General features: G+C 41.1%; 21 protein-coding genes and 1 pseudogene. 6 read left to right on the forward strand and 16 right to left on the reverse strand.

All coding sequences use genetic code 11. The features are described from left to right. Positions 1-348: 348 nt before the first annotated feature. The 6 genes from ABFY09_RS11990 to gap form a co-directional block, all read right to left on the reverse strand. Positions 349-984, reverse strand: a complete 636-nt coding sequence (locus tag ABFY09_RS11990) for an Lrp/AsnC family transcriptional regulator (protein ID WP_347984557.1) — start codon at positions 982-984, stop codon at positions 349-351. 43 nt (positions 985-1,027) lie between these two features. After that, the gene (gene purK, locus ABFY09_RS11995) at positions 1,028-2,092 is read right to left on the reverse strand and encodes a 5-(carboxyamino)imidazole ribonucleotide synthase (RefSeq protein ID WP_347984558.1); all 1,065 of its coding nucleotides are present in this window, start codon (positions 2,090-2,092) and stop codon (positions 1,028-1,030) included. 3 nt (positions 2,093-2,095) lie between these two features. Beyond that, complete coding sequence (gene purE / locus ABFY09_RS12000; RefSeq protein ID WP_347984559.1) at positions 2,096-2,587, reverse strand: 5-(carboxyamino)imidazole ribonucleotide mutase; 492 nt, start codon at positions 2,585-2,587, stop codon at positions 2,096-2,098. 186 nt (positions 2,588-2,773) lie between these two features. Beyond that, positions 2,774-3,235, reverse strand: a complete 462-nt coding sequence (locus ABFY09_RS12005; RefSeq protein ID WP_347984560.1) for a methylglyoxal synthase — start codon at positions 3,233-3,235, stop codon at positions 2,774-2,776. A gap of 19 nt (positions 3,236-3,254) precedes the next feature. Next, positions 3,255-4,703 (reverse strand): pyruvate kinase, encoded by a 1,449-nt coding sequence (gene pyk / locus ABFY09_RS12010; RefSeq protein WP_347984561.1) that lies wholly within the window; start codon positions 4,701-4,703, stop codon positions 3,255-3,257. Positions 4,704-4,790: 87 nt separating this feature from the next. Then, positions 4,791-5,804: a type I glyceraldehyde-3-phosphate dehydrogenase gene (gene gap / locus ABFY09_RS12015; RefSeq protein ID WP_347984562.1), complete on the reverse strand. Its 1,014-nt coding sequence runs from the start codon at positions 5,802-5,804 to the stop codon at positions 4,791-4,793. A 391-nt stretch (positions 5,805-6,195) separates the two neighbouring features. On the opposite strand from gap, the gene edd reads away from it, so the two are divergent. Next, the gene (edd, locus tag ABFY09_RS12020; protein ID WP_347984563.1) at positions 6,196-8,010 is read left to right on the forward strand and encodes a phosphogluconate dehydratase; all 1,815 of its coding nucleotides are present in this window, start codon (positions 6,196-6,198) and stop codon (positions 8,008-8,010) included. A 285-nt stretch (positions 8,011-8,295) separates the two neighbouring features. Here edd and ABFY09_RS12025 read toward each other — a convergent pair. Beyond that, positions 8,296-8,403 (reverse strand): annotated as a pseudogene (locus ABFY09_RS12025) (hypothetical protein); the annotation flags it as partial. A 285-nt stretch (positions 8,404-8,688) separates the two neighbouring features. Next, positions 8,689-9,555 (reverse strand): transcriptional regulator HexR, encoded by an 867-nt coding sequence (gene hexR, locus ABFY09_RS12030; protein WP_347984564.1) that lies wholly within the window; start codon positions 9,553-9,555, stop codon positions 8,689-8,691. Positions 9,556-9,644: 89 nt separating this feature from the next. Here hexR and ABFY09_RS12035 point away from each other — a divergent pair, with 89 nt between their 5' ends. Both ABFY09_RS12035 and ung read left to right on the forward strand, forming a co-directional pair. Then, positions 9,645-10,523: a phosphotransferase gene (locus ABFY09_RS12035; protein ID WP_347984565.1), complete on the forward strand. Its 879-nt coding sequence runs from the start codon at positions 9,645-9,647 to the stop codon at positions 10,521-10,523. A gap of 19 nt (positions 10,524-10,542) precedes the next feature. Beyond that, positions 10,543-11,262: a uracil-DNA glycosylase gene (ung, locus tag ABFY09_RS12040; RefSeq protein WP_347984566.1), complete on the forward strand. Its 720-nt coding sequence runs from the start codon at positions 10,543-10,545 to the stop codon at positions 11,260-11,262. Here ung and ABFY09_RS12045 read toward each other — a convergent pair whose 3' ends face one another. Next, complete coding sequence (locus ABFY09_RS12045) at positions 11,263-12,174, reverse strand: hypothetical protein (RefSeq protein ID WP_347984567.1); 912 nt, start codon at positions 12,172-12,174, stop codon at positions 11,263-11,265. Positions 12,175-12,359: 185 nt separating this feature from the next. Here ABFY09_RS12045 and xylB point away from each other — a divergent pair, with 185 nt between their 5' ends. Next, entirely contained in the window at positions 12,360-13,853 is a 1,494-nt protein-coding gene (gene xylB / locus ABFY09_RS12050) for a xylulokinase (RefSeq protein WP_347984568.1), read from the forward strand. A 38-nt stretch (positions 13,854-13,891) separates the two neighbouring features. Here the strand turns inward: xylB and ABFY09_RS12055 are convergent, their stop codons facing one another. The 6 genes from ABFY09_RS12055 to ABFY09_RS12080 all read right to left on the reverse strand — a co-directional run bounded on the left by ABFY09_RS12055 (position 13,892) and on the right by ABFY09_RS12080 (position 20,612). Next, complete coding sequence (locus ABFY09_RS12055; RefSeq protein ID WP_347984569.1) at positions 13,892-14,791, reverse strand: AraC family transcriptional regulator; 900 nt, start codon at positions 14,789-14,791, stop codon at positions 13,892-13,894. 145 nt (positions 14,792-14,936) lie between these two features. Continuing rightward, positions 14,937-16,367, reverse strand: a complete 1,431-nt coding sequence (locus tag ABFY09_RS12060) for a mannitol dehydrogenase family protein (RefSeq protein WP_347984570.1) — start codon at positions 16,365-16,367, stop codon at positions 14,937-14,939. 1 nt (position 16,368) lies between these two features. Then, a complete protein-coding gene (gene ugpC / locus ABFY09_RS12065; RefSeq protein WP_347984571.1) occupies positions 16,369-17,469 on the reverse strand; it encodes a sn-glycerol-3-phosphate ABC transporter ATP-binding protein UgpC in 1,101 nt (366 codons plus the stop codon). Between the two features lie 18 nt (positions 17,470-17,487). Then, the gene (locus ABFY09_RS12070) at positions 17,488-18,318 is read right to left on the reverse strand and encodes a carbohydrate ABC transporter permease (protein WP_347984572.1); all 831 of its coding nucleotides are present in this window, start codon (positions 18,316-18,318) and stop codon (positions 17,488-17,490) included. Between the two features lie 11 nt (positions 18,319-18,329). Next, positions 18,330-19,190, reverse strand: coding sequence for a sugar ABC transporter permease (locus ABFY09_RS12075; RefSeq protein WP_347984573.1), 861 nt, complete (start codon positions 19,188-19,190; stop codon positions 18,330-18,332). Positions 19,191-19,289: 99 nt separating this feature from the next. Next, positions 19,290-20,612, reverse strand: a complete 1,323-nt coding sequence (locus ABFY09_RS12080) for a sugar ABC transporter substrate-binding protein (protein ID WP_347984574.1) — start codon at positions 20,610-20,612, stop codon at positions 19,290-19,292. Between the two features lie 328 nt (positions 20,613-20,940). On the opposite strand from ABFY09_RS12080, the gene ABFY09_RS12085 reads away from it, so the two are divergent. Next, positions 20,941-21,210, forward strand: coding sequence for a succinate dehydrogenase assembly factor 2 (locus ABFY09_RS12085; RefSeq protein ID WP_317004877.1), 270 nt, complete (start codon positions 20,941-20,943; stop codon positions 21,208-21,210). Positions 21,211-21,250: 40 nt separating this feature from the next. Beyond that, the gene (locus ABFY09_RS12090) at positions 21,251-21,643 is read left to right on the forward strand and encodes a hypothetical protein (protein ID WP_347984575.1); all 393 of its coding nucleotides are present in this window, start codon (positions 21,251-21,253) and stop codon (positions 21,641-21,643) included. Here the strand turns inward: ABFY09_RS12090 and nadB are convergent. Further along, on the reverse strand, positions 21,640-23,235 hold the full coding sequence (gene nadB, locus ABFY09_RS12095) for an L-aspartate oxidase (RefSeq protein ID WP_347984576.1): 1,596 nt from the start codon (positions 23,233-23,235) through the stop codon (positions 21,640-21,642). The genes ABFY09_RS12090 and nadB overlap by 4 nt on opposite strands. Positions 23,236-23,413: the final 178 nt, after the last annotated feature.

A 23,413-nucleotide genomic window follows, 5' to 3' on the forward strand; every position in this document is an offset into this window, starting at 1 on the left:
TTTTGGAACCACGTCACCTATCTCTACACTACTTTTGGATCCATGTGACTGAGCGATGTTCCGAAGGAACCAGCTCAGGACGCCGAATGGCGCTGCGAAGCGGGATAAAGTATCGCTTTAGATCATTGTGAGTCGTCCCGCAAAGGGGATAAGCATCGTCAAGCTTCTAATTAATAAACCCTGATAGCTGAGCTGTTGGAGCTTTTTTGTCTGTAAGAAATGGAAAGTTTGATCGAGAGCCTCTTGTTGTGCGAATGGTCGCTCCCAATATATTGCTATGCATTAAATACATTCTAAGTTTGGGTAAAAGAGAGCAGCTATGACGATACTCTTATGGATTTTCGGCATTTAATTAGGAAGAGGAATGGATGGAATTTGTTTTACTTTATCGAGTACTACAGTCGAAGTGATACCTTTGACACTTGATAATATGGATATCGACTCGTTTAAGAATACGGATAAAGAGGGTAAGTCTTCACTAATGACTTTCAGCAAGTAATCGCTATCTCCACTTATTGAGTAGCATTCAAGTATTTGTGACATGTTAGTGATAGTGTTTTTAAATTCTATATCACTGTTTTTTATATTTTTATTTAAGGTGACATAGATAAAGGCGGTAACTTTATAGCCTAGTTCATTGGCATTTAATTGAGTAAAGTAGGATTCGATTATGTTGTGCTGCTCTAATTTTTGCAGGCGTCGTGAACATTGAGAAGGAGATAAGTTAACTTGCTCTGATAATGCGACATTAGATAGTCGAGCATTTTGCTGAAGGGCTTGAAGTAATCGCCAATCATAACTGTCGAGTTCAATATGATTCATTGATGATGCCTTATTTAACTGTATTATTGTTGTTATGCTGTTTTCAGCTAATACATTTAGGATAAGGCCTTTTATAAACTTAACAAGTTTAAAATCATTATTTTTTCCTCTTTTATGTCTTTTTCGTCTGTAACCTACAATATTTTGGGTAATTCCTTTCATTAAACATAAAAAAGCCGCCGATGATTGCATCAGCAGCTAATATTTATTTAGGCAGATTATCTTTAAGCCATGAGATTGCTTCAGGGTAAGGGGAAGGTAGATTTAACCCTGTTAGAGCGCCACGTAAAACAGCGAGTTCATTGGAGCAGAAGTTCAAGTGTCCGACTTTTCGACCAGGTCTTACCTCTTTTTTATACCAGTAAAGTTCTAAGCTTTTTATTTTTAACCAGTCATAGTTAAGGTCTACACCGATTAAATTAACCATCATACTTTGGCTTTTTATTTCTGCTTGGGCCAGAGGCAAGCCTGTAACTGCTCTAACGTGGTTTTCAAACTGGTTAACACTTGCTCCCGCTTGAGTCCAATGTCCACTGTTATGAACTCTAGGTGCAAGCTCATTGATGAGTAATTTATCTCCAACACGAAAACATTCCATTGCCATTACGCCTACATAATCTAATGTATCCATTAGTTTACTTAGCATTTCTTCTGCTTTAGCTTGAAGTGGTTTTAGGCGTTCTAGAGGAGAAATAGAAGCGTATAAAATACCATTAATATGTAGGTTAAGCGTTAAAGGGTAAAAATGCTTTTCTCCATTTTTTCCTCTTACACCAACAATAGATACTTCCTCATCAAAATTGATTGCCTGCTCTGCGATAGCAGAACCTTTCCAATCTTCAGGTATTTTCGCTGACTCAGATTGTTTTAACCAATATTGCCCTTTACCGTCATATCCGCCACGACGTTGCTTCATTAGTACTCTATCGCCAAGGGTTTTATATGCATATTCAGCTGTTGAATCGCTTTCCACGGGAAACCATGGGGCTGTGGCAAGGTCGAGACGGTCTAGCCATTGCTTTTGTGTTAAGCGATCTGCTAATTGAGGGAATGTTGTTAAGTTAATAAAATTGCTATGCGTTGCAAGTTGTTTCGTGGCAACGGTTTCAGGCCATTCTTCTCTTTCTGCCGTTACTATATCACTTGCTTGCAAAGGTAGAGTTTCTGTTGCTTCAATATCTACAGGGCGAACATCGACACCAAGGGGGGTGCCAGCTTGCTTTAACATAGCACCTAATTGACCCGCTCCTAATACCCATAAAACTGACATATATTAAGCCTCTCTTGGATCTGGGTTCGCCAAAACTGTATTTGTTTGATCTGCCCTGAATTTTTCTATTTTTGCTAATAACTCAGGGTTTGATGTAGCGAGAATTTGACAAGCCAGCAAGCCAGCATTGAAAGCTCCAGCGCTTCCAATTGCTAATGTTCCTACAGCAACACCTTTAGGCATTTGGGCTATAGATAGTAGACTGTCCATACCATTTAAAGCTTTGCTTTGTACTGGTACACCTAAGACTGGAAGACTAGTGTGTGCGGCAACCATGCCAGGTAAATGAGCTGCGCCGCCTGCACCACCAATGATGATTTTAAAGCCATTGTTGATAGCATTTTCTGAAAATTCAGCAAGTTTAGCAGGAGTTCGGTGAGCAGAAACCACTTCGACATGATAACTAACGCCTAGAAGGTCCATGATCTCAGCGGCGCCTTCCATTGTGGCCCAATCACTTTTTGATCCCATTATAAGGGCAACTTCAGCTTGCAAAATATTTCTCCTATCGATGGTATCCAACGTGGTGTTTGAGAAGGGAGGTACGTTGAATTTATGAGTGAATTTATTTGTCTTTAGATGAAAATCTCATCGCAGAGTAGCAAATAATAATGACTGCTAATATAGCCGATTTTGAGTCAAATCGCGAGTATTGAGGAGGGTATAAAAAAGAAGAGCGACTTAAAGCCGCTCTTGAAGATATGTATCATAATCAGGAATTTGTCGTTCAAACTTACTTTTGAATAGAGGTGAAGATACAAGAAAGTTAGCTGAAGCTACACTACATGCAATTGGAATATTCCAAACCGCAGCAACTCGAAGTAAGGCTTTAATATCTGGGTCATGAGGCATTGGTTCGAAAGGATCCCAAAAGAAAATCAACACATCAATTTTCCCTTCAGCTATCAAGCCTCCTAATTGCTGATCCCCACCAAGAGGGCCGCTAATAAGAGATTGAACAGGAACCTTTAATTGCTTTTGCATTAAGTTTCCGGTGGTGCCTGTCGCTAATAGGTTATGTTTGATTAGCTTATCTTTATGTTTTTCTGCCCAATCAATGAGTGCTGATTTCATATTATCATGAGCCACCAGAGCGACGTTTTTACACTCTGGTGTTGTGATGGTTTTTTGTTGCAATTGCACTGTTTAACCCTTCACTTGATTATTCTTTTACATCACCAACTTTCACGATTTTCATCATATTAGTTGTACCGTAGCTAACTAGGTGATCGCCTTTTGTCACGATAACCAGGTCTCCGTCTTTAATCAAGTTCAGCGATTTAACATGGTCAACCAAACCTGCAACGATAGTATCTACGTTAAACTCTTGAGAAGAGAAAGATACAGGCGTTACACCACGATAAAGGTTTACTTTATTTAATGTTTCTTGGTTTGGAGAAAGTGCATAAATAGGCAAGCCAGAACTAATGCGAGACATTAGAAGCGGAGTTGTACCAGATTCAGTTAAGCTGATAATGGCTTTTACGCCTTCTAAATGATTAGCTGCATACATAGCAGACATTGCAATTGTTTCATCAACATTTGTAAAAGTAACATCTAGACGATGGCTAGAGCGGCTGATTTCAGGTTGCTTTTCAGCACCTAAACAAACGCGATTCATTGTTTGTATTACTTCGACTGGATATGCGCCAGCTGCAGTTTCTGCGGACAACATAACGGCGTCAGTACCATCAAGAACAGCATTGGCTACGTCAAATACTTCAGCACGTGTAGGCATTGCGCTTGTAATCATAGTTTCCATCATTTGCGTTGCTGTGATTACGGGACGGTTCAATTGACGGCAGCGTTTGATCATGTGTTTTTGTACGCCGATAAGTTCAGCATCACCGATTTCAACACCTAAGTCCCCACGTGCAACCATAACGGCGTCAGACGCTAAAATGATTGCATCCAATGTTTCGTTGTTTGCAACGGCTTCAGCACGTTCTACTTTAGATACGATGCCAGCTTTTAGGCCTGCTGCTTCTGCTAGAGCGCGCGCTTCATTAAGATCCTCAGCGCTGCGAGGGAATGATACGGCAAGATAATCCGCCTTTAGAGCAGCGGCTGTTTTGATGTCTTCTTTATCTTTTGGTGTTAGTGCTGCAGCAGAAAGGCCACCACCTTGACGGTTAATACCTTTATTGTTTGACAGTGGTCCGCCAACAAGGACTTTAGTGATAACTTCTTGGCCTTTTACTTCAAGTACTTCAAGTACAACTCGTCCATCATCAAGAAGTAATACGTTGCCAGGCTCAGAGTCTGAAGCAAGTTGTGGGTAGTCAATACCAACACGTTTTTCATCACCTGCGTCTTTATCGAAACCTACGTCTAGAATAAATTGGTCGCCATCTTTCAGTTCAACTTTAGTGTTTTTGAAGCGTGCGATACGTATTTTTGGCCCTTGTAAATCACCAAGAATAGCTATGTGACGATTGTGTTTTGCCGCCATCGCGCGAACAACATTCGCTCTTTCTATGTGGTCTTCAGGTTGACCATGTGAAAAGTTAAGACGGAAAACATTTGCGCCTGCCAAAATTAAACTTTCAATCATTTCAGGAGAAGTAGAAGCTGGGCCTAAGGTTGCAACAATTTTTGTTCTGCGAGTCATTTTAGTTACCAAAGATTAAAGTGCTAGATGAGGTTTGATGTATTCAAGACGACAAAGGCTGCAATGCAGCCTTTGTGTGGTATTTCCTTATTTTGCATTCATTAATGCAATAGTATTGTCTAGCATGCGGTTTGAGAAACCCCATTCGTTGTCATACCAAGCCATGATTTTCACTAGTTTGCCTTGAACGCGAGTTTGTGTCGCGTCAAAGTTTGAAGTGAAGGTACTGTGGTTGAAATCAGAAGAAACAAGAGGATCGTGATTAACTTGCAATACTTGAGCAAGAACTGAATCCGCTTTGATTGCATCTTCAATGATGCCGTTTACTTCTTCTACAGACGTTTCGCGTGGTGCCAAGAAAGTTAAATCAACAAGAGATACGTTAATTGTTGGAACGCGTACAGCCATACCGTCGAATTTACCAACTAGCTCAGGAACAACAAGACCTACAGCGGCAGCAGCACCTGTTTTACTTGGAATCATGTTCATTGCAGCAGCACGAGCACGGTAAAGGTCTTCGTGATATACGTCAGATAGACGCTGATCGTTTGTGTAAGCGTGAATAGTTGTCATTAAACCGCTTTCAATACCTAGTTTGTCGCTTAGTGGCTTAGCAACAGGTGCTAGACAATTTGTAGTACAAGAAGCGTTAGAAATAACAGTCATGTCAGATGTTAGTACATTTTGGTTAACACCGTACACAACCGTAGCGTCAACTTCTTTACCTGGTGCTGAAATGATAACTTTTTTAGCACCAGCGCTGATGTGAGCGCTTGCTTTTTCTTTCGTTGTAAAGAAACCAGTACATTCGTATACAACATCAACACCCAACTCAGCCCAAGGAAGGTCTGCAGGATTACGCTCAGAGAATGTGCGGATTTTATCTTTGTTTACATACAAAGCTTCGTCGTCAAAAGTAACTTCTTCGCTAAAACGGCCATGAACTGTGTCGTATTTTGTCAGGTGAGCATTGGTTTTTGAATCGCCAAGATCGTTGATCGCAACAATCTCAATTTGATCACGTTTACCAGACTCATATAAAGCTCGAAGAGTGTTGCGTCCGATACGGCCATAACCGTTGATAGCTACCTTAATTGTCATACTTACCTCTAAAATAGTGCGGAAATTACTGAATATTCAAACTTGAGCGTTCAGTGTTTGATCTTGTTCTTTGATGTAAAAATACTACAGAAGTAAATTTTTACGCAAGGATTAGTAACAAATCCTTCTCAGCTTGACTATATTTTAATCATACTATGGCTTGTTAACCATATTACCTTTAATTGTATTACAAAAGCATTGCAATTGCTGAGATATTTTAGTTGAAATAACGACTATTAGATCTGTTTATGTAAAAAAATTACATATTTTTCATTTAAATCTGGTTTTTTGATAAATTTATAGATAAATATTGCTATAAATGTAGTAATATTACGAAATTGATCAGGGCAAATAATCACAAAAATAAATGAATTCAAAAACGGAGAGAGGCATGAATCCGATTGTTGCTAAGGTAACGAACGACATCATTGAGCGAAGTAAAACACTGCGTAAACAATATCTTACAGACATGAAAAAGGCCGAAGAGCAAGGTCCGCATCGTGGAAAATTGTCATGCGGTAATTTGGCTCATGGCTTTGCAGCGTGTCAGCCTCAGGAAAAGCAGAAATTAACATTAATGGAAGCGGCTAATATAGGCATTGTTTCTTCATATAATGACATGTTGTCCGCTCATCAGCCTTATGAAGCTTATCCAAATCAGATTAAAGCTGCCGTTCAAGAAATGGGGTCAATTGCGCAGTTCGCTGGTGGTGTTCCAGCTATGTGTGATGGTGTGACTCAAGGGCAAGATGGTATGGAGTTGAGTCTTTTTAGTCGCGACAACATTGCCCAGGGTGCTGCTATTGCTCTGTCTCATAATATGTTTGATGCTGCTGTGTATTTAGGTATTTGTGACAAAATTGTTCCTGGCTTATTAATTGCCGCTTTGCGTTTTGGTCATCTTCCTTCTTTATTTGTTCCTGCAGGCCCAATGCCATCTGGTATTACCAATGCTGAAAAAGCGGCAGTTCGTCAAAGATACGCTCAAGGTCAGGCGACGAGAGATGAGCTACTAGAAGCCGAGTCTTCTTCTTATCACAGTGCAGGTACTTGTACTTTTTACGGTACAGCGAACTCGAATCAGTTGCTTGTTGAAATGATGGGGCTACAACTGCCTGGTTCTTCTTTTGTGAACCCAGATAACTCTCTGCGTCCTGCTCTGACAAAATATGCTTCGCAGCTTTCAACTAAGATTACGGCATTAGGTCGAGATTACCGTCCTTTGTATGAAATCATTGATGAGCGCAGTATTGTGAATTCAATTGTTGGTTTACTAGCAACAGGCGGTTCGACGAATCATACAATGCATATTGTTGCCTATGCTCGTGCAGCAGGAATTATTGTTACTTGGGATGATTTCTCTGCATTGTCAAAAGTCGTCCCATTAATGACGCGTATTTATCCTAATGGCTTAGCGGATATTAACCATTTTCATGCAGCCGGTGGTATGGCTTATCTAGTAAAACAGCTTTTGAAAGGTGGGTTGTTGCATGAAGATGTGAATACTATTGTGGGTAAAGGCTTGTCTCATTATACCAAAGAGCCGTTCTTAGATGGCGAAGAGCTAGTGTGGCGTGAAGGCCCTGAAAGTAGCTTAGATGAAGACGTTATTCGACCTATTGAAAATCCATTTAGTGCAGAAGGTGGTTTGTCTTTATTGAAAGGGAATCTTGGTCGCTCAGTTATTAAAGTTTCTGCGGTTAAAGAAGAGAACCGAGTAATTGAAGCGCCAGCGGCTGTTTTTCATAGTCAAAACGAATTGGCAGAAGCGATTGGCAGTGGTCAGCTAAAACGTGATTGTGTGGCTGTTGTACGTTTCCAAGGCCCGAAAGCGTTGGGTATGCCAGAATTGCATAAATTGACGCCTTTCTTAGGGAATTTACAAGACCAAGGCTACAAAGTTGCGTTAGTGACTGATGGCCGAATGTCAGGCGCTTCCGGTAAAGTACCAGCGGCAATTCATTTAACGCCAGAAGCGTTAGCTGGCGGTTTGATCGCTAAGATTCAAGATGGTGATCTGGTTCGTTTAGATGCCAATAAAGGTTTGTTGTCTGTTTTGATTTCCGATGAGGAATTGCATACCCGTGCTGTAGCAACACAGGATTTGTCTGATTCCCATCAAGGTATGGGGCGTGAGTTATTTAGTGCGCAACGTATTTTAGTGAGCGGCGCTGAGCAAGGTGCGTGTAGCTTATTTAATGATTAATGTTTCCTCTGATTACTAACGTCTTGTTAGTAAACTGGTGTTTTGGGGCTTATTTAAGCCCCCTTTTTTTGCCTATAAAAAAGCTCGAACCAATTTTTTGGTTCGAGCTTTTGAATCTAAATAGCAGATTCATTGTCTTAGGAAAATAGATTAATCCATTGCCTTAAATGTTTCTGTCACTGGCTCTTCTGGTGCGCCAGTAGCAATACTAACAATGATTATTGCAAGGCTTGATAAGACAAAGCCTAGAAGGGTTTCGTATAAATCGAAAAGACCGCCAGATAGTTACTTCCGTACAACAACAGTAACACCGCCAATGATAATACCGGCAAGTGCGCCATTTCTGTTCATATTGCACCAGAATAGGCTTAGTAAAATAGCAGTGTCAAATGCCGCACCAAAGCCAGTCTAAGTGTAAGAAACAAGGCCAAGAACTGAGCTTTCAGGATTTAATGCAAGGAAGAGTGGTATGGCGTTATCTTTATTCTAAAAGCCATTGATTTTTAATGTTTAAATCATCATTGCCTTGTAAAAACTGTGAATTGCTTTGAGTTGTATGTGATGCTCGAAAAGTTCTTTAAATCGAACAAGATAAGCAACCAAAAATATTTGTCCATGACGAAAAAAAGGAAGAATGTAGAGCGCTCTTCCTTTTTGTTTGACCATCATTTGAGAGGGTTATTTGTTGTCTATCTTTGGCGAGCGAGTGTCTTGAACACTTTGTTTAAGCTTTTTCAAGTGCGCGTTAAATTCAGGGCCACGTTTCAATAGAACACCAGTTGCGAGTGCATCTATCAGAGTAAGATAGACAATACGAGAACTCATTGGTGTATAAATATCCGTGTCTTCTGTTTCCTCGATTGGCAACACAATAGAGCAGTGTTCTGTAAGAGGAGAATTTGGATTGGTAATGCCGATAACAGATGCGCCAGTTTCTCTTGCAACGCGTGCTGTTTCAATCAATGGCAAGGTCCGGCCTGTATAAGAAATAATAACAACTGCATCACCCGGGTGAGTGCCTGCGGCTGCCATGCGTTGTACTAAAATGTCTGTGTAAGCAACAACTGGCATGTTTAAGCGGAAAAACTTGTGGTGAGCATCTTGAGCAACAGGTCCAGAAGCTCCTAAGCCGTAAAACTCAATTCGACGAGCTTGAGCAAGTACGTCGACAGCGCGACTAATTAAAGATTCAGGTAGAATTTCTTGAGCGCGAGTTAGATTATTCTTTGCCGCCTCAAAAATTTTGGTGGTGACCGCACCAGGAGCGTCATCTGGCTCTACGTTTAAATTGACGTAAGGCGTACCCGTTGCCAAGCTTTGAGCAAGGGATACTTTGAAATCAGGGAAGCCGCTACCAATCAAACTACGACAAAATCGATTCACTGTCGGTTCACTGACTTCAGCGCGTGCTGCAAGTTTTGCGATACTAGAATGTATAGTGGTTTTTGGGTCGGCAAGAATCGCTTCAGCTACTTTTCGCTCAGATTTGCTCAAGGTGCTTAGGCGTTCTTGTATCTTACGAATAATGTCTTCGTGTTTATTCATCTATCTGCTTCAATTTTGTCTATTGACTCGAATGGTTCAGTTGTTCATTCTGACAGCCGCATACAATTCTGGCAATAAAATCATTATAAATGAACGTACTATCTGAATATTTTGTGGAAATGGGCAAGCTATTGCCAAACCTTTCTAAGGTCGAAGCCACTTTATTGACTGAAGGCTTTTCAAATAAGGTGTATTTACTGAGAGTGGAGCAGGTTCCTCGCTTTGTATTACGCATTCCGTGCATCGACTGTGATGCTTTTTTTGTGAATCGTAAGGTTGAAATCAGTACATTTAAACAAGCTGCTTCTGTGGGGTTATCACCAGAAATTGTATGGACAAATGATAAAGGAGGGATTGTTTGCGAGTTTGTCTCACAATCGACAATGGGTTGGACGGTAAATCATAAAAATGAGGATGTGAAACGTATTGCTCTGGCACTTGCTAAAGCACATAAGCTGCCTGCTGTTGATCATAAATACAGTGTGTTTGATGTGATTGATCATTACTTGAAGCAAATTCAGGCTTTTGTCTTAGATGACGAGTTACTTAATTGTGAATATGAATATCTTTTGGATTGTTTTCAGGGATTAACCCAGCCTCAGTCTTTGTTGCCTTTTGTGCTCTGTCATAATGATTTAAACCCTAAAAATATTTTAATGGATGATGATGTCTTGTGGTTGATTGATTGGGAATATACTGGAGTTGGCGACCCTTTGTTCGACCTTTCTGTTGTTGCGAAATCCCATAATTTAAACGATGAGCAAATGGAAATTCTGTTGTCGACGTATCAGGCGAGTTTGCCCTTGCAAGAAGCAAGATTAGCCATTCATACCTATAAGCAGTGTTACGCTTTACGAGAAATGGCTTGGCTGTTTTTAAAGCACTTAATTGATTCAGAAGATAAAATAGCATTGAAGCAGTACTTTGAATTTAAGACGTCGCCAGAACTAAACACTTTTCACCTCTAAGAAAAATGAAGCAGATTAAATGAATGAGAACACAGCAATAGTAAAAAGCTGGCATGAAGACTTGGCAGACGAGTTAAATCAGGATTATATGCAATCCTTATTGGCTTTTTTATCAGCAAAGAAAGCCACTTGCACGATTTACCCTGATGAGAACCAATACTTCTCTGCGTTAAAGTCAACGTCTTTTCACAAAGTAAAAGTCGTGATACTTGGTCAAGATCCTTATCATGGCGAAGGGCAGGCTCACGGTTTATCTTTCTCTGTTAAACCAGGCGTTAAGGTGCCGCCTTCTTTGATGAATATGTACAAAGAGCTTGAAACGGACTTAGGTATTTCACCTGCAACTCATGGTTATTTGGAGCAATGGGCAGAGCAAGGAGTTTTGCTGTTAAACAGCGTTTTGACAGTCGAAGCGGGCAAAGCGGGTTCCCACCAGAATAAAGGTTGGGAAGCCTTTACGGATAAAATCATTGCTTTGATTAATGAACAGCATCAAGGTGTGGTGTTTATGTTGTGGGGAGCTTACGCACAGAAAAAAGGCAAAGAAATTGATCGTGATAAACATTGTGTTTTGGAAACGGTTCATCCTTCGCCTTTATCGGCTTATCGTGGCTTCTTCGGGTGTCAGCACTTTTCTAAGGCGAATCATTATTTAAGTGGGCAAGGAAAAGCACCAATCCAATGGTCTTTAAAATCGGTTGAATTGGCTGAAACAGGGCAGGTCGAGCTGCCTTTTTGATTAGTTGGCGCTGTCGATGGAATAAGGTAAAGATAGGTGATTGATGGTTTGGTTATCTATTAAGAAACCATCGATTTCACTTGGGTCAGTGTTAATGATAGCTTGTGCCAAATGCCCATTTGATAACCCCGCGGCTTTGATGACTTGCCCAACGTTTTTGCCTTCTTTATCTAGAATGTCTTGGTTTGTTTCCATTGGGGTTTCTGACTGAAAGAGTGCGAGTTGCTTTTTGGATTTTCCTCTATATTGCATTCTCGCCACAATTTCTTGTCCTGTATAACAACCCTTTGTGAAGCTAATGCCGCCGGTTCTTTGCATGTTCAACCATTGTGGCAAGATGGTTTCACTTTGTTCTAGGTTGATCACTGGACGGGCAGACAGTATTTCGAGCGCTGCGAGTTCTTGGTTTTGCTCTTCTATTTTGTCGCTTGAGTCGGTTAGTAGCCATTGAACGGTAATTGGATACTGGCTAACCGTTAGATTGATTCCATTATTACTTGTAATAGCGGGCAGTTTCTCTTTAAGTGTTTCTGGTGCGGATTCAACAGAAGTCTTTGTTAATTTTGAATACAGGTGAAAATGTTCACTTTCATCTGACAACTCAGCTTTAAAGAAAACAGCGTACTTTTTTAAGTGTAGTAATGTCTTTTCTACTAGATCCGCACTCATTAGCATCAGCACATCGTCGTTGTTTTGGACGAGATAGAAGTTGGTAATAATTCGTCCTTTGATGCTGCATATTGCACCATAGAGTGCATCAGTTTGAGTGAGCTTATTGATGTCGCAGGTAATTTGACCTTGTAAGAATTTCTTTGTATCTGGTCCCGCTGCTTTAAGCACTCCAATCTTTTGTTGAGCAATAACCTCTTTATTTTGTAATAGGGATGTCATTGTGTCGTTAAATGAAGTCATATCATGATTTCCAAAAGTAGAGTCGCAGCAGATTAATTCGGTAATGTATCAGTAATGGCTATTTCTGTATTTTCAATAGGTATGAAAGAATGATTTCATTATGATGGCACGCTTACTGGTCGAATATCCACAGCCCAGTTGTTGCGTCAGTTTTACTTGGTATCTTTAATGAGATGAGTATAGGTATGTATTTAGGTCTTGATCTTGGAACTTCGGGTTTAAAAGGCGTCATTATTGACGAAAAAGGAAATGTATTAGCGCAGGAGTCTGCTTCTTTATCAACTAGCTCACCTTTTCCAACTTGGTCAGAGCAAGACCCTTTATCTTGGTGGCAAGCGTGTGTTGATGTTATTGCGCAATTACAGCAGCGCTTTGATTTGGCTAAGCTGAAAGCAGTAGGTTTATCTGGACAAATGCATGGTGCCACTTTATTGGATAAAGGTGGCAATGTTTTGCGCCCTTGTATCTTGTGGAACGACGGTCGAAGCCAGACACAATGTCAGGCTTTAATGGAAGAATACCCAGATTTAATTGAACGCTCTGGAAATCTTGCTATGTCCGGCTTTACAGCACCTAAGATACGTTGGGTGCAAGAGAATGAGCCAGATATTTTTGAAAAGCTTGCGTTTGTATTGTTACCTAAAGATTACATTGCGTATCGACTAACCGGCTTTATGTCTTCTGATTGCTCGGACGCCTCAGGTACCTTATGGCTCAATCCAGAGACTCGTCAATGGGATGATGTGTTGTTAGCAGCAACAGGTTTGTCTCAAAGCAACATGCCAAAGGTTTATGAAGGTTGTGCTCTTGTAGGAGAGTTATCCACTAATGTCGCCAATGAATTAGGTTTGCCTAAGTTACCTCTGGTTGCTGGGGCTGGAGATAATGCAGCTGGAGCCGTTGGTATGGGTGTAACGAACCCAGAGCAAGGTTTTATCTCTCTAGGGACATCTGGCGTCTATTTCACAGTAAGTGAATCTCATAAAGCCAACCCTCAAAACACAGTGCATGCGTTTTGCCATGCTTTGCCGAATCGTTGGCACCAAATGGGCGTGACGTTAAGTGCGGCGAATTCATTGGCTTGGTTTGCCAAGCTGGTGAATAAAACTGTTCCTGAGTTGTTAGATTCTTTAGAAGAGTCTGATGTGCAGAAAACCAATGTTGTGTTTCTTCCTTATCTAAATGGTGAGCGTACGCCTCATAATGATCCTCTGGCAAACGGTCAATTTGTTGGACTTGTTAACTCCTCAAGTAGAGAGGAAATGACGTTAGCGATTTTAGAAGGTGTGGCGTTTTCCTTGCTGGATTGCCAAAATGCATTAATGAGTGCGGGCAGTAAAGTGAATGAGTTATCACTCATTGGAGGAGGTGCGCGTTCTGCTATGTGGCGTCAAATTATAGCGAATGTTCTTGAGAAGCGATTAATTTACCGTGATGGTGGTGATGTTGGTCCTGGTTTGGGAGCCGCGAGGTTGGCATCATTGGGCGAGCAACAAAGCCAAGGGAAAGATATCGAGTGGCTTATTAAAGAATACTGCACTATGCCAGAAGTTCTAGAAACTCACGAACCTGATGCAACAATGGCTGAGTATTATCAGAAGAAGTACGTTTTATTCCAAAAGCTTTATCAATCGACTCACATGCTTAATGTGGAGCTCATGGCGTTATCTTCTGTTTAACGCCTCCTTTAATGATTTTATGAAAAATTGTTTTAAAATCAATGCTTAATGTTTTCTAAGCCATCGATACGAATGTTGCTTTGAGAGCGGAAGTCTCTTGGTGTGACACCTTTCAGTTCATGAAAGCGTCGATTGAAATTGGCCACATTATTAAAGCCTACTTGGAAGCAGATGGTCGCAATTTGTTGGTCTGTTTCTGTTAGCAGGCTGCATGCACGGCTGATTCGAACGCGATTTACAAATTCAATAAAACGGTTGCCTGTCGCTTTCTTGAAGAAGCGTGAAAAATGGCTGTCTGACATACCAATTAAACTTGCGACACTGGATAGCGTGATGTCTTGGCTGTAGTTTTGTGTGACATAGTCCACAACAGTATTGATTTTACGTTGCAATGTTTCATTAGATTTTAAATCAATTTGTACTGTAGAAAGTAAGCGATAATTTGGTGTTTTTGCCAGTTTTTGTAGTAAGGGTAACGTTACAATTAATCGAGATAAGCCATTGGTATCACGTACTTTTCTGAAAATATCTTTTAGATACTCTGGGTCTAGGTCAAAAAACTCGATACCTGATTTTGCCTTGGCGAGCATAGGAAGAATTTCAGCCAGCTCAGGGATAATTTTCATGCCATTTGAAAAAGATTCGTGGTCAAAACGAATCAGCATATCGCGGGTTTCGACGCTTTCTTGATCGTTTTGGCAGATCCAATTATGTGGGAGTCTTGGCCCTGTTAAGATCAGTTGCCCGGGAGAGTAGTTACCAATAAAGTCACCAATAAATACCTTACCTGATGTCGCCAAAATAAAATGAAGCTCGTAATCGTCATGCGCGTGCCAGCGAATCAGATCGCATGGATATCCATGTTCTTGATAGCGAATGGTTTCGTTGTCGTCGACAAGCTCATATTCTGGTGTGAGGCGTTTGGCTGTAGTGGTCATAGTACTTTCCCGTATTAACAAAGCAAGATACAGAGTGGTGACTCTATTTTTACCTTGCCATTTTTTCTTATTTTTAATTAAGAGGCTCAAGAAACAAAAGCCTATGAAACATAGGCTTTTGCTTCTTGAGCTAGGTAGTAGCTACCTAAGCGTACTTTTCCATATTGGCGTGAATAGCTTGAGTCAATTGAGTTACAAACTCAGGGAATTCTGTCGGTACATTGCCCCACAAAAAACTGTCTGTGACAAAAGCGTTGATTCCTTCTGCAGTGTTAGTAAAAGCAGCTACTTCGACTTTGCTTGGTTCATGATATTGAGTCTTTATTTTACCTTCATTCGTTAACTGAATGAATGTAAACCAGCTAGCGATGCCTTGAATTGTTTTACTTGGCGTTCTACCTTTACGGTACGTGCCTTCCAATGTCGGGAAAACAAAAATTGGAAATTTGGCATAACCATCACTACAGATACGTTCAACAGTGTCACCAATATTGGCGTTGCTAAAGCGTTTTGCAATGATGTCTAAGTAAGCCGGTAAATCCACGACAGAGTCACCAATGGCTGGAATTGAATCCTGTAAAATGAAGTCTTTGAAGTACTGGTGTAGCTCTTCATCACGCATTGCTTCATCAAAGTAAGTCAGACCTTTTAGTGCCGCTTGGTAAGTGACACAAGTGTGGCCTGCATTTAAAATACGAATCTTAGCTTCTTCGAATGGCACAACGTCTTGAACAAATTGAACACCAACTTCATCAAGAGATGGCTTTTTGCCTGCAAAATTGTCTTCAACTACCCATTGGATAAAGTCTTCACCCATAACCGTCATTTTGTCATCAACACCGAAGCGAGACTGAACATCATCAACATGCTGCTGACTTGGTTTTGGTGTGATACGGTCTACCATAGAACAAGGGAAAGATACGTTTTGCTTGATCCAGTTAGCCAGTTCAATGTCTTGCTTGGCGTCTAGGAACTGCATTAATCCAGCTTGTAATAATTCACCGTTGTGGCGAAGGTTGTCACAGCATAATAGTGTGATTTTTGCTTTGGATGTTTCGCTGCGTTTCTTCAGACCAGCATATAGGAAAGCATAAAGAGTGTTTCTAGCACCTCCTATGTCTCCTTCAATTGCAGGGTGGTCGAGCATTAACTTGCGGTTTTCATCAAGATAATAGCCGCCTTCTGTTACTGTTGATGTAACAAGCTGAATACTGGCATTTGCAAGCGCACTGTCAACATCGTCTGGAGCTTGCGCTCCATCAATTTGTTGAACCAAAGAGCGAATATGCTCATATTGTGTTTGGCCATCAGCCGCCATGGTTTTTAAAACATACTCACCATCTTGTTCAATGAAGCGTGAAAAAGCTTGGCTGTCTTGTGGGCGAATATTAACGCCAATGATTCCCCAGTTTTGTTCTCCTTCATTTGCTAGAAGACGATCAAAATAGACTGCTTGATGAGCGCGGTGAAATGCACCCACGCCCAAATGTACGACTCCAGCCTGAACAGCATCTTTCTGATAGTTTTGAACAGAAAGTTGGTCTTGATTAAGTGAAGCTTGAAGATAATTTGACATGTTAGGCTTCCTCAGGAATCACTGAAATTACACGATCTTCATTGTTGAATAAAATGGCTTCAGCGATGTCAACTTTAAGATGAACTTCTTGACCATCTGCAATAGAGCTGCGGGCAGAAGCTTTTGCAATGATTGTCTGATTGTTTGGAAGTTGAATATGGGCGTATGCTTCAGAACCTAGGTGTTCAACAAGCTCAACAAAACCAGAGAAATCACCGTCTTCATCTTTTTCAACTAATGTTAAGTGTTCAGGACGAATACCTAAAATAACTGAGCTTGGGATTGCTTCTTTAATACGATTCGTTGGGAAATTTATTTTATGTCCTGATAGTTCAAGCGTTAAATTATCACCTTGTTGCTCTACTTGATTCATAGGGATCAAGTTCATCTTTGGTGTGCCAATGAACTCGGCAACGAAACGGCTGTTTGGTTGACGGTATAATTCTAACGGAGTGCCAACTTGTTCAATTTGACCTGCATTTAAGATAACCACACGATCAGCCAGTGTCATGGCTTCAACTTGATCATGCGTTACATAGATCATAGTTGTTCCAAGCTTTTTATGTAGTCGTGCTAGTTCAAGACGCATTTGTACTCGAAGTGCCGCATCCAAATTGGATAGAGGTTCATCAAATAAGAATACTTTTGGCTGACGGACAATGGCGCGGCCGATAGCGACACGTTGGCGCTGACCACCAGATAATTCTTTAGGTTTACGATCCAATAAAGCATCTAACTGCAATGAAGCAGATACAGAGCGTACTTTTTCTTGAATTTCTTCATCAGACACCTTGGCAAGACGCAAAGCGAAAGACAAGTTATCAGCCACTGTCATATGTGGATACAAAGCGTATGACTGGAATACCATCGCTAGATCGCGTTTAGATGAAGCCAGTTCAGTAATATCACGATTATCTAGCTCAATCGTGCCGCCAGAGCTTGATTCAAGTCCTGCAATGGTACGAAGTAGTGTTGATTTACCACAACCAGATGGGCCAACAAAGACAACAAATTCGCCTTCAGTGATGGATAGATTGATACCGCGCAAAGCATGGTAGCTATCATAATGTTTTTGTAAATCTGTAATAGTTAAGTATGACATGTGAAAGCTTCCTTATAATTATTTTACGGCGCCGAAAGTAAGGCCTTGTACTAATTGTTTTTGACAGAACCAACCGAATATCACGATAGGTGCGCATGCTAATGTTGAAGCAGCGGATAGTTTCGCCCAGAACAAACCTTCAGGGCTTGAATAGGATGCGATCATCGCTGTTAATGGTGCGGCTTCTGACGCGGTTAAGGTGATAGACCAAAAAGCTTCATTCCAGCACAGAACGATCGATAAAAGCGCAGTGGATGAAATAGCACCAACCGATAAAGGCATAACCACTTTTACCATTTCATCCCAAGGTGTTGCACCATCCATTCGAGCGGCTTCTAAGATTTCTTTAGGTAAATCTTTGAAGTAGGAGAACAACATCCAAACAACAATAGGTAGGTTCATCAAAGTGAAGATGATGACTAAACCAGTACGAGAATCTAATAAGCCATAATCTTTACTAAGAAGGTAAATAGGAACTAACACGCCAACTGCTGGCAGCATTTTGGTTGAGAGCATCCATAAAAGAATGTCTTTTGTGCGTTTTCCTGGAAAAAACGCCATAGAATACGCCGCTGGAATAGCAATTATCAGAGCGATAATCGTTGAGCCAAATGCCGTTACGACAGAATTAAGAGCGTGGTGGAAATAGTTGCTGCGCTCCTGTACTTCTACAAAGTTTTGCAAAGTAGGCTCAAAGAACAATGAGGGAGGAGTGGAGATCGCTTGAAGTTCTGTTTTAAAAGAAGTGATAAACATCCAGAATATTGGAAAGAATAAAACCAATGCCACAGTCCAAGCGAAAAGCCCAGTTATAATCGTTTTTAATTTGCGTTGTTGAGTAAGAGTCATCGTTATTTACCTCACACCGTTAGGTTTTTGCCAACGGCACGAATTAAGAAGAAGGCGACGATATTTGCTAGTACAACCGCTAGCAGGCCACCAGCAGAAGCTGCTGCAACATCAAACTGTAGAAGCGCTTGATTGTAAATTAAATAGGTTAGGTTTGTGCTGTCATAACCTGGTCCACCATTTGTGGAAACAAGGATTTCCGCGAATACCGCTAATAAGAAAATAGTCTCAATCATAACAACAACCGCAATAGGGCGTGCTAAGTGAGGAACGGTTAGATAACGGAATATATGAAAACCATTTGCGCCATCCATTTGTGCTGCTTCTTTTTGTTCTGTGTCTTGTGATTGAAGAGCGGTAACAAAAACTAAAATAGCAAATGGTAGCCACTGCCAGCTAACCATTATTATGATTGACATAAGTGGGTAAGTAGATAGCCAATCAATAGGTTCTAAGCCTAAGGATGTGGATATCCAAGCAAAAATACCATAAACAGGATTCATCATCATGTTTTTCCAAATTAAGGCATTAACCGTTGGCATGATGAAGAAAGGCGAAATTAATAGGACTCGGACAATACCTTGACCAAAGAAAGGTTTGTCAATCAGTGCTGATAAAATAACACCGAATACCACTGTAATGAATAAAACAGATAGCAGTAGGATTAAGGTGTTCGTTACTGCGGGTAAAAATGCTGGGTCAGTAATGAAAAACTCAAAGTTTAGCAAACCGACAAAGTCATTTTGGTCTGGATTATACGCACTAAACTCGATAGTCGAAAAGTAAATGGTCATGGACAAAGGTATGATCATCCAAGCTAAAAGCAAGATGACAGACGGCGCCATTAATAAGCGAGTGATTGAACGCTTCATGTGATATGTCTCTTATTATAAGCAGAAAAGCTCGTCCTGAAAGCGGACGGAATTAGAAAGAAATAGGGCTAAAAAGCCCTATTTCTTAGTCAGTCTAGACTAGTAGTAACGTGCACGACGCATTTGGCGATCCGCTGAAGTGTTTGCAGATTTCAAGGCTTGATCTACAGACATAGAGCCAGATAGCGCACCTGAAATCATTTGACCTGTTATTGTACCAATTGCTTGGAACTCAGGAATCGCCGCAAATTGAACACCAACGTAAGGAGATGGTTTCAATGTGCTGTCAGTTGGATCAGCGGAATTGATTGCTTTCAATTCTGCGTCTGCAAAAATTGCAGCTTCTTGGAACTTAGGATTAGCATAAGTACTAGCACGAGTACCTGTAGGTACAGCAGCCCAACCATTTGTTTCACCAACTAGCTGGATGTACTCTTTAGATGTTGCCCAACGAACAAACGTTTGAGCCGCTTCTGCTTTCTTAGTCGCTGCTGGGATTGCTAGAGACCAAGACCAAAGCCAGTTAGCGCCTTTGTCTGTTGCGCTGATAGGAGACTGAGCGAAACCTACTTGATCAGCTACTTTACTTTGTGATGGGTCAGTTACGAAAGACGCTGCGATTGTTGCGTCAATCCACATACCGCATTTGCCTTCGTTGAACAACGCCAAACTTTCGTTGAAGCTGTTGCTGCTTGAACCTGGAGGGCCGTACTTAGTCAAAAGATCAACATAGAAAGAAACGGCTTGTTTCCATTCTTTTGATTCTAACTGTGGTTTCCAGTTCTCATCGAACCAACGAGCACCAAACGAGTTAGCAATCGTTGTCATAAGTGCCATATTGTCACCCCAACCAGCTTTACCACGTAAACAAATACCGTAAACGCCTTCGCTTGGGTTGTGTACAGCGGCTGCAACATCACGGATATGTTCCCAGCTATCACGATCACTTACTGTCATGCCTGCATTCTTCACTAGGTCTTTACGGTACATAACCATAGAGCTTTCACCATAGAATGGTGCGCCGTATAAAGTGCCTTCGTGAGATAAACCTTGACGGATAGAAGGTAGGATATCTTGTGCGTCATAAGAGCCGCTAACATCGATAGGAGTTAACCAACCACGATCACCCCAAATAGGCGCTTCATACATACCGATTGTCATTACATCGTAAAGACCACTTTTGTTAGCGATGTCTTGGGTAACGTTTTGGCGCAATACATTTTCTTCCAAAGTCACCCATTTCACTTTGATATCTGGGTTGGCTTTTTCGAATTCTGGAGTAAGTTTTTGCATTTCAATCATGTGGCCGTTGTTTACAGTGGCCACTGTGATTTGAGTTTCTGCGAAGGTAGTGCCGGCAGCCGTCATGGCTGCAGAGATGGATACTGCGTAAGCTAAGGTATTTTTAGTAAGGCTTTTCATAGGTTTCTCCCAGTTTGGAGTTTCTTTGTTTTTATATAATTTGACCTAATTTCTTAGTGAGTACTCACCAAGTGGAGCCTAATATAGGTCATCTCACAATTGACGCGTTAATACATAAATTGCCAATATATGTATTATTTTGTTTCATTTCAATTGTTACTGACAAAATATAGTCAATTTAATATGCGTTTTTCGAGGCTTTGACCATTTTATCTTTTGTCATAGTAGAGTTTTTTCTGATTTGTCTCAGTTAATTAGAGTAAGGGTTTGCGTTTTTTTGTGTGAGAAATGACTATAATGCAAAAGTTTGTATTCGAAAGGTGATTTTATGATGGAAACTGCAGATTCATTAAGCTTTAAGCGCCTAAAATGGCATTGCCGTCGTGGCATGTTGGAATTGGATCTTTTATTAGAGCCTTTTCTAGATGAGGTTTTTTTAACCCTAGATGAAGAAGATAAGGCGCGCTTTTATAAGCTGATTGAGTGTGAAGACCAAGATTTATTCTTATGGTTTATGCAAACTGACGTGCCACAGGATCCAGATTTGGCCCGTATTGTTGATATTATTGTGACCCGTGTACAGCCTGAAAGCCACTGAGCTAAACCTTTCTAAAATCAGCTGCTGTTTGTGGGGCGTCATGTTCTTTTCCTACGCGGCACTTTTTCAACTCTTCTGGATGCCTGCTTTCTTGCGGGCATGTCTACTGCTCGGTGCTTTTTTGTTAGGCTTTGTTTTCTTGCTTTATCAACACAAACAAAACAAAGCGAAAATTGGCATTGATGCTGATGGCGCTTTTTTATGTAAGCGGGGGCGTGTTGTAAGGTTACTGTTTGTCAGAGTAAATAGTTTCCAGCTCATTGCTAAACGAGAGCAAAAATCAAAGTTATTGGGATGGTTTTGGCCACAATTTTATGTGGTTTATTGTGATAGTGTGAGCGCAGAAAAGTACAGAATGCTGCAATCCTTTGCGGCGCAACAAATTTTGTTGAGCCGCAGTGAAGAAGCAAAGAAAAACTTCTCGAAGGATTAGCTTGCTTTGTTAGGTGACAATATTGTTGGAGAACTAGGCTCTTGCTTGTTAGGGTAGTCCAATGTGAAGTGTAACCCTCTACTTTCCTTTCTAGACATGGCTGAGCGAATAATCAGATCTGCTACCATCGCAAGATTTCTCAGTTCCAGCAAATCGTTCGATACCTTGTAATTCGCGTAAAATTCTTGAATCTCAGAAAGTAATAGATCGACTCTATGCTTGGCTCTCAATAAGCGCTTGTCTGTTCTTACTATGCCCACATAATCCCACATGAAACGTCTTAGTTCTTGCCAGTTGTGTGTGATCACCACATCTTCGTCTGAGTTAGTGACCTTGCTTTCATCCCAATCTGGAATGGTTACTGTCTCGTGTTTGTTGTCATGTTTGGCTATGTGGTTTGCTGCAGATCGAGCGAACACAATACATTCTAACAATGAATTACTGGCTAGTCGATTTGCTCCATGCAGTCCAGTGTAAGCAGTTTCACCAATAGCGTAGAGGTTGTCTATATCTGTTGCGCTGTGTTTGTCTACGACAACGCCACCACAAGTGTAGTGAGCCGCGGGGACGACAGGAATCGGGCCTTTTGTCATATCGTGGCCATATTCCAGGCAGCGTTTATAGATGGTTGGGAAATGCTCTTTAATGAAGTCTTCGTCTTTGTGGGAAATGTCCAATAAAACGTGATTGATGCCTAATCGCTTCATTTCATGGTCGATTGCTCTAGCAACGATGTCGCGAGGAGCCAGTTCCGCTCGTGGGTCGAATTTCGACATAAAACGGGTGCCGTCTGGGAGTAAGAGCTTGCCGCCTTCTCCTCGAACCGCTTCAGAGATTAAAAAGGTTTTCGCTTTAGCGTCATATAAACAAGTAGGGTGGAATTGGTTGAATTCCATATTGCCCACCCGACAGCCTGCTCGCCAAGCCATTGCAATACCATCGCCAGATGCTGTGTCTGGGTTGCTTGTATATAAGTAGACTTTACTGCTGCCGCCACAAGCTAAGGATATGAACTGGCCATGAAAGGCTTCAATGACATCGTCTTCTTGATTGAGTGCATAAACACCAACCGCACGATTTTTACCTGAAAGCCCTAGTTTTTTTGTGGTGACGATATCGACGGCTACACGGTCAGGATAAAAATCAATATTAGGGTGATCCGTCGCATTTTTAATTAAGGTCTTTGAAATGGCTAGACCTGTCGCATCGGCACTATGGATAATGCGTCTGTGGCTGTGGCCACCTTCCTTTGTTAGATGGTATTCCTCTCCCTCGCCATAGCGAGTGAAAGGAACCCCTTGATCAACCAACCAGTCGATACTTTCTTTAGAATGCTCAACAGTAAAGCGAATTGCTTCTGGGTCGCCCAATTCAACACCGGCATCAATTGTGTCATTAATGTGTGAATCAATTGTATCTGTATCTGATAATACCGCAGCCACGCCACCTTGAGCGTATAAAGTTGAACCTTCACGTATGTCAGTTTTTGTTAAAATGGCGACGCTGTGTTTATCTGCAAGTTCTAAAGCGAGTGTTAATCCAGCCGCGCCGGCGCCAATAATGACGATGTCGTGTTGATAATGTCGACTCATGGTATTGATCTAATATTGTGATTAAGGAATGAATGTTACTATTGTTGATAAGTAATAGTGAATACTTTCTGTCTATTCCATTTTCATTATTCTAAATAGTTTTTGTAAAAATGAAGCATTTGGTTATAAATGACCGAATTGACGGTTCCCATTGGGAACTCGTAAGCCTCCTTGTTGT

It is taken from the genome of Marinomonas sp. 5E14-1 (assembly GCF_039939215.1).
GTDB lineage: Bacteria > Pseudomonadota > Gammaproteobacteria > Pseudomonadales > Marinomonadaceae > Marinomonas.

Bases quoted from the DNA above. Each gene is read 5' to 3' on its own strand.
- ABFY09_RS11990 (WP_347984557.1), bottom strand. From the start codon at position 984: ATGAAAGGAATTACCCAAAATATTGTAGGTTACAGACGAAAAAGACAT.
- purK (WP_347984558.1), bottom strand. From the start codon at position 2,092: ATGTCAGTTTTATGGGTATTAGGAGCGGGTCAATTAGGTGCTATGTTA.
- pyk (WP_347984561.1), bottom strand. From the start codon at position 4,703: ATGACTCGCAGAACAAAAATTGTTGCAACCTTAGGCCCAGCTTCTACT.
- gap (WP_347984562.1), bottom strand. From the start codon at position 5,804: ATGACAATTAAGGTAGCTATCAACGGTTATGGCCGTATCGGACGCAAC.
- edd (WP_347984563.1), top strand. From the start codon at position 6,196: ATGAATCCGATTGTTGCTAAGGTAACGAACGACATCATTGAGCGAAGT.
- hexR (WP_347984564.1), bottom strand. From the start codon at position 9,555: ATGAATAAACACGAAGACATTATTCGTAAGATACAAGAACGCCTAAGC.
- ABFY09_RS12035 (WP_347984565.1), top strand. From the start codon at position 9,645: ATGAACGTACTATCTGAATATTTTGTGGAAATGGGCAAGCTATTGCCA.
- ung (WP_347984566.1), top strand. From the start codon at position 10,543: ATGAATGAGAACACAGCAATAGTAAAAAGCTGGCATGAAGACTTGGCA.
- ABFY09_RS12045 (WP_347984567.1), bottom strand. From the start codon at position 12,174: ATGACTTCATTTAACGACACAATGACATCCCTATTACAAAATAAAGAG.
- xylB (WP_347984568.1), top strand. From the start codon at position 12,360: ATGTATTTAGGTCTTGATCTTGGAACTTCGGGTTTAAAAGGCGTCATT.
- ABFY09_RS12055 (WP_347984569.1), bottom strand. From the start codon at position 14,791: ATGACCACTACAGCCAAACGCCTCACACCAGAATATGAGCTTGTCGAC.
- ABFY09_RS12060 (WP_347984570.1), bottom strand. From the start codon at position 16,367: ATGTCAAATTATCTTCAAGCTTCACTTAATCAAGACCAACTTTCTGTT.
- ugpC (WP_347984571.1), bottom strand. From the start codon at position 17,469: ATGTCATACTTAACTATTACAGATTTACAAAAACATTATGATAGCTAC.
- ABFY09_RS12070 (WP_347984572.1), bottom strand. From the start codon at position 18,318: ATGACTCTTACTCAACAACGCAAATTAAAAACGATTATAACTGGGCTT.
- ABFY09_RS12075 (WP_347984573.1), bottom strand. From the start codon at position 19,190: ATGAAGCGTTCAATCACTCGCTTATTAATGGCGCCGTCTGTCATCTTG.
- ABFY09_RS12080 (WP_347984574.1), bottom strand. From the start codon at position 20,612: ATGAAAAGCCTTACTAAAAATACCTTAGCTTACGCAGTATCCATCTCT.
- ABFY09_RS12085 (WP_317004877.1), top strand. From the start codon at position 20,941: ATGATGGAAACTGCAGATTCATTAAGCTTTAAGCGCCTAAAATGGCAT.
- ABFY09_RS12090 (WP_347984575.1), top strand. From the start codon at position 21,251: ATGTTCTTTTCCTACGCGGCACTTTTTCAACTCTTCTGGATGCCTGCT.
- nadB (WP_347984576.1), bottom strand. From the start codon at position 23,235: ATGAGTCGACATTATCAACACGACATCGTCATTATTGGCGCCGGCGCG.